The organism is Mycobacterium sp., from assembly GCF_050701675.1.
Lineage (GTDB): Bacteria > Actinomycetota > Actinomycetes > Mycobacteriales > Mycobacteriaceae > Mycobacterium.
Genome location: NZ_JBOGDD010000675.1, coordinates 1 through 7,444, shown reverse-complemented (window position 1 = coordinate 7,444; position 7,444 = coordinate 1). Strand labels below are relative to the sequence as shown.

The 7,444-nt window shown below is 68.1% G+C and carries 7 protein-coding genes; 3 read left to right on the top strand and 4 right to left on the bottom strand.

The features are described 5' to 3' along the window. Nucleotides 1–24 precede the first annotated feature (24 nt). Nucleotides 25–567 carry a TetR/AcrR family transcriptional regulator gene (locus tag ACRDUX_RS20775; RefSeq protein WP_526416035.1) on the bottom strand — a complete coding sequence of 181 codons (543 nt, stop codon included), beginning with the start codon at nt 565–567 and terminating at the stop codon, nt 25–27. 101 nt (nt 568–668) lie between these two features. Between ACRDUX_RS20775 and ACRDUX_RS20770 the strand changes: the two genes are divergently transcribed. Beyond that, nucleotides 669–1,802 carry an FAD-dependent oxidoreductase gene (locus ACRDUX_RS20770; RefSeq protein WP_526416033.1) on the top strand — a complete coding sequence of 378 codons (1,134 nt, stop codon included), beginning with the start codon at nt 669–671 and terminating at the stop codon, nt 1,800–1,802. A gap of 18 nt (nt 1,803–1,820) precedes the next feature. Next, nucleotides 1,821–2,657, top strand: coding sequence for a VOC family protein (locus ACRDUX_RS20765; RefSeq protein ID WP_526416031.1), 837 nt, complete (start codon nt 1,821–1,823; stop codon nt 2,655–2,657). Here the strand turns inward: ACRDUX_RS20765 and ACRDUX_RS20760 are convergent. Genes ACRDUX_RS20760 through ACRDUX_RS20750 form a run of 3 tightly spaced genes read right to left on the bottom strand, consistent with a single transcriptional unit; the run spans nt 2,654 to nt 6,413 of the window. Further along, the gene (locus tag ACRDUX_RS20760; RefSeq protein WP_526416029.1) at nt 2,654–3,067 is read right to left on the bottom strand and encodes a hypothetical protein; all 414 of its coding nucleotides are present in this window, start codon (nt 3,065–3,067) and stop codon (nt 2,654–2,656) included. The two genes, ACRDUX_RS20765 and ACRDUX_RS20760, sit on opposite strands and share 4 nt — an antisense overlap. Before the next feature lie 38 nt (nt 3,068–3,105). Next, nucleotides 3,106–4,719 (bottom strand): AMP-binding protein, encoded by a 1,614-nt coding sequence (locus ACRDUX_RS20755; protein WP_526416027.1) that lies wholly within the window; start codon nt 4,717–4,719, stop codon nt 3,106–3,108. A 2-nt stretch (nt 4,720–4,721) separates the two neighbouring features. Continuing rightward, nucleotides 4,722–6,413: an AMP-binding protein gene (locus ACRDUX_RS20750; protein WP_526416025.1), complete on the bottom strand. Its 1,692-nt coding sequence runs from the start codon at nt 6,411–6,413 to the stop codon at nt 4,722–4,724. Nucleotides 6,414–6,471: 58 nt separating this feature from the next. On the opposite strand from ACRDUX_RS20750, the gene ACRDUX_RS20745 reads away from it, so the two are divergent. Next, entirely contained in the window at nt 6,472–7,314 is an 843-nt protein-coding gene (locus tag ACRDUX_RS20745; RefSeq protein WP_526416023.1) for a helix-turn-helix transcriptional regulator, read from the top strand. The last annotated feature ends 130 nt before the right edge of the window (nt 7,315–7,444 follow it).

The following is a 7,444-nucleotide window of genomic DNA, read 5'->3' as shown; positions in this document are numbered from 1 at the left end:
GTGAGACACCGCAAGTCGCTGGGTTCAGGGCGCGGTCGCGTACCGCTGCAACGTTGGTCCGAGCCACTCGACGAGTTCATCGGAGCTCATCGCGACCACGGGCGGAAGCCGTAACACGAAGCGACACAGTGCCATTCCGAGCACCTGCGTCGCGATGAGGCCGGCCCGACGGGGAGCGTCGTCGGGTACGAACTTACCGATCGCCGGTAGCAGCTGGGCCGCAAAGATATCCACCATCCGTTGCGCCGCTTCGGCGTTCGTGGTGCTCGAACGCAACAGCACGACGAGCGCCTCGTCGTCCTGCCAGCGCTCGAGAAAGTGCGAGACCAGCGCATGGCCCAGCTCCGCCGGATCGACGTCGGAGAGGTCGGGGAACCGCAGGTCGAACTCGGCAGCGGCGGCGAACAACAGGTCCTTGCTGCCGAAGTAGCGCATCACCATCGAGGGGTCGATGTTCGCGGTGGCCGCGACACCCCGGATGGTGGTGCCCTCGTAACCCGATTCGGCGAACCGTTCCCTGGCCGCAGCCAGGATGACGGCCTTGGTCTGATCGGCCTTCCTACCCATGCCAACAAGTGTAGGCCAACAACTGTTGACTTTTCTCGGGACCCGACGCAAGATAGAAATACCAACGCGCGTTGGCAAAATCTCGAGACGAGGAGACCGCCATGAAACACACCGACGTACTCATCGTGGGCGCCGGCCCCACCGGGCTCACCCTGGCCGCATCCCTGCTGCTCAAGGGGGTAGGCGTGACGCTCGTCGACCGCCAGTCCGAAGGCGCCAACACCTCTCGTGCCGCCGGGGTCAACGCCCGCACCCTGGAGGTTCTCGAGGTTCTCGACGTGACTCGCCGGCTGCTCAAGGAGGGCATCGAAGCGCCCAGGTTCGTCATCCGCGACGGCGCCAGGGTGCTCCTGCAGATCGACTTCAGCGGGCTGACCACCGACTACCCGTTCACCCTTCTGTGCCCCCAGTCGACGACGGAGCGCCTGCTGCTCGACCGTGTGCGCGAACTCGGCGGCGACGTCATCCGGCCCAAGGTCCTCACCACCATCACGCAGGGCGCCGACGGGGTCACCGCGACGTTCACCGACGGCGACACCGTCCAGGCGCGGTACCTCGTCGGCGCCGACGGGATGCACAGCACCGTCCGCGAACAGGCAGGGATCGGTTTCTCCGGTGGCGCCTACGAACACTCGTTCGTGCTCGCCGACGCGCAGCTGAGCGGTGACGCACCCACCGACGAGGTGCGCCTGTTCTGGGCCAGTGAAGGCCTGACCGTCGTCGCACCCCTACCCAACGGGACCTTCCGCGTCGTCGCCCCCGTCGACGATGCTCCCGAGCAACCCTCAGCGGAATTCGTGCAGGGACTGCTCGACTCCAGGGGCCCCGGTGGCATCACCGTGACCGAGGTGGCCTGGGGCTCGCGGTTCCGCATCCACCACCGCGTCGCCGACACCTACCGGGCGGGCCGCATCCTGCTGGCAGGCGACGCCGCCCACGTGCACAGTCCCGCAGGCGGGCAGGGCATGAACCTCGGCATCCAGGACGCGGTCGTCCTGGCCGACACCCTGGCCGCGGTGCTCGACGGCGGCCCCCACGCGCTGCTCGACGCCTATAGCGACGCCAGGCGCCCCATCGCCCAACAGGTCGTCGAGTTGACCGACCGCCTGACCACGCTCGCCACCCTGCCCCGAACTCTTCGTCCGGCGCGAAACGTGTTGCTGGGCTTGGTCGGTCACATCCCACCGGCGACCCGCGCACTCGCATCCCGATTGTCGGGATTGACGTATCGCTGATCCGGGCACACTGATCGCATGACCGAGCCGAAGACATACCCACACGGCGTCCCCAGCTGGGTGGACACCGTCGCGCACGACCTCGATGGAGCCAAGCGCTTCTACTCGGGACTGTTCGACTGGACGTTCACCGAGGCCGTACCCGCCGAGGCGCCCGGCCACTACCTGATCGCCACCATCGGCGGGGAGGACGTCGCGGCGATCGCCTCGCCGGACTCCGAGGACGAGGCCGTCACGTGGCGCACCTACATCGCCGTCGACGACGCCGACGCCACCGCCAAGGCCGTCCAAGCGGCAGGCGGCACCGTGACCGTGGACCCCGTCGACGCCGGCCCCGGTGGGCGTCAGGCCGTGTGCGTCGATCCCCGTGGCGCCGAGTTCCGACTGTGGCAGGCGCGCAAGCGACTCGGCGCGCAACTCGTCAACGCGCCGGGGGCGTGGAACTTCAGCGACCTGCAGACCACCGATCCCCACTCGGCTGCGACGTTCTATTCAGAGCTGTTCGGCTGGGAGGTCGACGACGTCGGATACGCGACGATGGTACGCAGGCCCGGGTACGGCGACCACCTCGCCGCGACGGTCGACCCCGACATCAGGGCGCGACAGGCGGACATCGCGGCACCGGCGGGTTTCGAGGACACCGTCGCGTGGATGCGCATCATTGCCGAGGGGCACCCCGAACACTGGCAGGTGACCTTCGCCGTGGCCGATCGAGACGCATCCACGGCGACGGCGGAGGATCTCGGGGCCGTGGTGATCGCCTCCGAGGATTCCGAGTGGACGAGGACCGCGACGATCCGCGACCCGTACGGTGCGGAACTCGTGCTGAGCCAGTTCACCCCGCCCAAGGGCTAGTTCCACTGCGGCGCAAGGGCAATCGCGCGGCGCCGGGTCTGAATCCACAGCACGGCGGTCGCGACGGCGGCCTCCGCCACCGAGATCGTGGTGGCCACGACCATCAGCGTCGACATGTGGCTCGCCTCCCCCACGGCCACCACCTGGCCGTGATGGTGTCCTGGCATCGACCAGTGCACCGCAACCATGCCGAGGTTCATCACGGCGACGATGCACCACACCCGTGGCGAACCCGCCGTCCACAGTTCGCGGGCGCAATAGAGGCAGGCCACCGCCATGACGACGATGAGGACGGCCACCGCTGCGTGGCCCGCATCGCCGACCATCAACCCGTGCAGGACGGCCGAGGCCGCCGCCACCAGCGCACACGTCCGACGGCCGAGGACTGCGGACGGGTGCCTGGCGGACATGGCTCAACTCTCGCAGCAGTGCGGCTTCGGTGCCACTCCTAGAGCCCGAGAAGCCGCACACTCTCGGCACGCATGTCGACCTTGCGGATCTTGCCGGTCACCGTCATCGGGAACTCGTCGACGACGTGGACGTAGCGCGGAATCTTGTAGTGTGCCAACTTCCCGTCTGCGAAGGCGCGCACTGCGGCGGCGTCCAGCGGCTCGGCACCCGGCCTCATCCTGATCCAGACACAGATCTCCTCGCCGTACCGTGCGTCGGGAACACCGACCACCTGGGCGTCTTCGACGTCGGGATGGGTGTAGAGGAACTCCTCCACCTCACGCGGATAGACGTTCTCACCGCCACGGATCACCATGTCCTTGATGCGGCCCACGACGTTGCAGTAGCCGTCGTCCCGCATCACCGCTAGATCGCCCGTGTGCATCCATCCTTCGGAATCGACTGCCTCCGAGGTCTTCTCGTCGTCCCGCCAGTATCCGAGCATCACCGAATACCCACGGGTGCAGAACTCCCCCGGCTCTCCACGGTCCACCACGACGCCCGTTTCGGGGTCGACGATCTTCACCTCGACGTGGGGGTGGGCGCGGCCGATCGAGGAAGTGCGCCGGTCCTCGTCGTCGTCGATCAACGTCTGGCACGACACCGGTGAGGTCTCGGTCATGCCGTACGCGATCGCGACCTCGGTCATGTTCATGTCGTTCACGCAGCGCTTCATCACCTCGACCGGACAGACCGCACCCGCCATGATGCCCGTGCGCAGAGATGACAGGTCACGCTTGGCGAAGTCGGGGTTCCCCAGCATGGCGATGAACATCGTCGGCACGCCGTAGACACCGGTACACCGTTCCCGCTCGATCGCCGAAAGCGTTGCGCCAGGGTCGAAACCGGGTGCCGGGATCACCATCGTCGCGCCGTGCGTCGTGCAGCCCAGGTTCCCCATCACCATGCCGAAGCAGTGGTAGAAGGGCACCGGGATGCAGAGCCGGTCCTCGGGACCCAGGTTGATCAGACCGGTGACGAAGTACCCGTTGTTCAGGATGTTGCGGTGCGACAGCGTCGCACCCTTGGGGAATCCCGTCGTCCCCGAGGTGTACTGGAGATTGATCGGGTCGGTGTTGGCCAGCGCGGCGAGCCTGGCGCGCAGCGCATCCCCGGTGACCCCGTCGGCACCCTCGCGCAACCGCTGCCAGTCGTCGGTACCGAGGAACACCACGTCGGACAGCTGCGGCGCCGACGGGCGCACCTCGCCAACCATGCTCCGGTAGTCCGACGACTTGAACGCCGTTGCGGCGACCAACGTCCGGGCGCCGGACTGCTCGAGCACGTAGGCCAACTCGTGGGTGCGGTAGGCGGGATTGACGTTGACCAGGATCGCGCCGATCTTGGCGGTCGCGTACTGGACGATCGTCCACTCGGCACAGTTCGGCGCCCAGATCCCAACCCGGTCGCCCTTCTCGATGCCGCGGGCCATCAAACCCCGTGCAATGAGGTCGATTTCATCGTTCAGCTCGGCGTAGGTCCAGCGTCGCCCGCCCGCGACGTCGACCAATGCCTCGACGTCCGGGTACCGTGCGGCGGTCCGCTCGAAGTTGGCCCCGACGGTCTCCTCGAGAATGGGGACGTCGGTGGGACCCGCGTCGTAGGACTTCATCGTCAGTCCACCAGATCCTCGTAGCGGTACTCCGTGGCGATCGGCGTGCCCGCCCGATGCGCGTCCTCCTCGCGACGGCGCAGCTCGACACGACGGATCTTGCCGGAGATGGTCTTCGGCAGATCGAAGAACTCGACCCGGCGCACCTTCAGGTAGGGCGCCAGGTGGTCGCGCGAGTGCTCGAGGATCGCCCGCGCGGTGTCGGCGCCCGCCTCCCAGCCCTCGGCCAGCGCGATGTACGCCTTGGGTACCGCGAGCCGGGTGGCATCGGGCTGCGGCACCACCGCCGCCTCGACGACGGCGGGATGCTCGATCAGGACGCTCTCCAGCTCGAAGGGCGACACCTTGTAGTCCGACGACTTGAACACGTCGTCTGTGCGGCCGATGTAGGTGATGTAGCCGTCGTCGTCGCGGCTCGCGACGTCCCCGGTGTGGTAGTAACCGCCCGCCATCGCGTCGTCATTGCGGACCGGATCGCCGACGTATCCGGTCATCAGGTTCAACGGGGTTGCACCGAGGTCGAGGCAGATCTCGCCCTCGTCGGCTGCCTCACCCGAGATGGGGTCGATCAGCACCACCGGCACCCCTGGCATCGGTCTGCCCATCGAGCCTGCCTTTACCGGCTGGCCAGGGGTGTTGCCGACCGACAGCGTCGTCTCGGTCTGGCCGAAGCCGTCGCGGATGGTCAGCCCCCAGGCCCGCTGGACCGTGGCGATGACGTCGGGGTTGAGCGGCTCACCGGCACCGAGGACCTCGCGCAGCGCATCGGGCCTGGTGCCGAGGTCGTTCTGGATCAGCATCCGCCACACGGTCGGCGGCGCACAGAAGGTGGCGACGTCGGCCCGCCGGATCTGATGCAGCAGTGCGGCGGCATCGAACCGGCCGTAGTTGTAGACGAAGATGGTCGCCTCGGCGATCCACGGCGCGAAGAAGCAACTCCACGCGTGCTTGGCCCAGCCCGGCGAGCTGATCGCCAGATGCACGTCGCCGGGACGCACGCCGATCCACGCCATTGTCGACAGGTGCCCCACCGGATAGCTCACCTGGGAGTGCTCGACCAGTTTGGGCCTGCTGGTGGTGCCCGAGGTGAAGTAGACGAGCATCGAATCGTCGACCGTGGTTCCTGGGCTGAAGGGACCGGCGGCGCGAACGTCATCGGCGTGGGAGTAGGAATGCCAGCCGGCAACGGCCTCCCCGACCGCGATGCGGGTGAACTCTGCGACGACACCGTCGAACTTCGCGGTGTCGGCAGCGTTGGCGATCACGGCGCCGGCGCCGCCGCGGGCGATTCGGTCCGCGAGGTCGGCGGGGCCGAGCGCGCTGGTGGTCGGCATGATGACGGCGCCCAGCTTGGCCACCGCCAGCATCGACTCCCACAGCTCGACCTGGTTGCCGAGCATCAGGATGACCCGGTCGCCCTTCCCGATGCCGAGGCTGCCCAGCCAGGTCGCCACCCGGTCGGAGCGCTCGGCCATCTCGGCGAAGGTCACCTTCTGCTCGGAGCCGTCCTGCTCGACGATCCACAACGCGGTGTGGTGGTTGTTGCTGGCGATGACGTCGAACCAGTCGGTCGCCCAGTTGAACGCCCCGGTCAGCTGCGGCCACGCGAAGGCGTCGACCGCCTTGTCGTAGTCACTGATCAGGTCGACGAGCTGGTCCCGGGCGCTGCGATAGAGATCGGTGTTGGTGCCCATGCCAGATAGGATCTACGTCACACTCGCCGTCCGCTACCCCCGAAGGAGGGGAACCGCAGTGCCCGCCAATTCGCAGCTCCTGCGCCCGCGCGACAGCGACGCACTGCGGGCCGAGCTGCGCTACGTCGCCTCCGAGGGCGCCGTCCCGGTGCTGTTCGCGGGCGAGGTGCACGGCGAGGTGTTGCTGCTCAGCGAGTTCGTCGGCACGCGGACCGCCATGCTGCGCGGGCTGGCGGTCCGGTCCAACTCGGGTCTGGGCGGCGCGAGCATGGTCGCGGGGCGACCGATGTCGGTCGCCGACTACCGCAACTCCTCCCACATCACGCACGACTACGACACCCCCGTCCTCTCCGAGGGCATCAAGTCCGTGCTCGCGGTACCCGTCGTGGTGGACGGCGCGGCCAGGGCCATGTTGTACGGCGCCTACCGCGCGGGCGCACCCATCGGGGATCGGACGGCCGACCTGATGGTGGCCTCGGCGCGCAGGCTGAGCCTCGAACTGCGGGTCCGCGACGAGGTGGACCGACGACTGCGCCTGCGCGAGGCGCAGCAGCCCAGCTCCGGCGAGATGGCCTCGGAGCAGATCCGTGAGGTGCACGCCGAGCTGCGGCGGCTGGCGGCGGCCGCCGTGGTGACGCCCGCCCAACTGCTGGCGCTCGCCGACCGGCTGACCGGGGCGTTGAGCGGTGAGAGCTCCCCCGTCGCAACCCCATTGACGCCACGCGAGCTCGACGTACTCTCACAGGTGGCCATGGGATGTACGAATAATGAAGCAGCCCAACGTCTTTCACTGAAGCCCGAGACGGTGAAGAGTTACCTACGCAGCGCGGCGGCCAAACTCGGCACCCGCACCAGGCACGAAGCGGTGTCCCGGGCCAGGCGCGCCCGGCTGATTCCCTAGGTCTCGACCGGGCGTCATGCCAGCGACTCGACCCACGCCCGGTGCAACGCGGCGTACCTGCCGTCGCCGAGGATCAACTCCTCAGGCGGCCCGTCCTCGACGACGCGACCGTGCTCGAGGACCAGCACCC